The sequence below is a fragment of the Romboutsia sp. 13368 genome (assembly GCF_018336475.1).
GTDB lineage: Bacteria > Bacillota > Clostridia > Peptostreptococcales > Peptostreptococcaceae > Romboutsia.
The window spans coordinates 2,327,684-2,328,596 of record NZ_CP048741.1 but is presented as its reverse complement, the minus strand read 5'-3'; the positions used below and the strand labels follow the sequence as shown (position 1 = coordinate 2,328,596).

Annotated in this window: 1 protein-coding gene; it reads left to right on the top strand. The window is 23.8% G+C overall.

The window, feature by feature from the left end:
- The first annotated feature begins 198 nt into the window (after positions 1 to 198).
- A complete protein-coding gene (locus G3997_RS09730) occupies positions 199 to 462 on the top strand; it encodes a hypothetical protein (RefSeq protein ID WP_296645572.1) in 264 nt (87 codons plus the stop codon).
- Positions 463 to 913 lie beyond the last annotated feature (451 nt).

The window sequence follows — 913 nt, the reverse complement described above, 5'->3', positions numbered from 1 at the left end:
TTGTAGATTTACCTGAATCTGAACCTGCTATGCCAGGAATGGGCGGAGGAATGCCAAGTATGATGTAATAAAAAGAGTAGCAATATGCTACTCTTTTTTATTTTCTTATATGTAAAAAAGAATAATTGAAATATATTTGTAAAAAATATATTTGATACTTTATAAATACCATCAAATTTAATTTTATGGAGGTATAAAATGAGTAAATTTGTTGAAGAAATGAAAAAAGATATACAAGGTATGGAATCTCGTCATGAACAACATAAAGAATTAAGACATGAAAAGCATGAAGAAAAGAAATTGGCTAGAGAGCTAAAACATCAGATGAAGCATGAAGAACATGAAAAGGTTAAGCAAGGTCACAGGGTAGCTCATGAAGAGAAAAAAGAATTAAGACATGAAAGACATGAAGAAAAGAAATTTGCAAAAGAATTAAAACATCAAATGAAACATGAAGAATAAATTAAAAAAGATGATTATACAAAATAGTAGTAGAACCATCTTTTTTTATGATATAAGATTATAATGGTATTAAAATATGTAAAAAATAAAAAGTTTATTTCTATTTAATTAAGAAATAAATTTTATTTTATATAATTGTTAAAAAAATATTCAATTTATGTGAAGTAGTGTAAGGTTATGTAAGGTTGTGTAGAAAGGAATTTATTGCGAATTAAAAATAAATATGTTAGTATACTAATATAAGGGAAAACGAATTCTAAGCGTATATTCTATAATATATTTTTTAGAATTTATAAAATATATTTAATTAAGTTTTATATTAAATATTAACATCAAAAAAGTTAAAAAAATAACTAAAGAGATATAGGGGGGTAATGCATGTTAAATAATATACATATATCTGGTTTCTCAGATGAAATAAGTAATGATTTTGATACCCAGCTAAAAACAG

Coding starts and splice junctions, on each gene's coding strand:
- G3997_RS09730 (WP_296645572.1), top strand. CDS start 199: ATGAGTAAATTTGTTGAAGAAATGAAAAAAGATATACAAGGTATGGAA.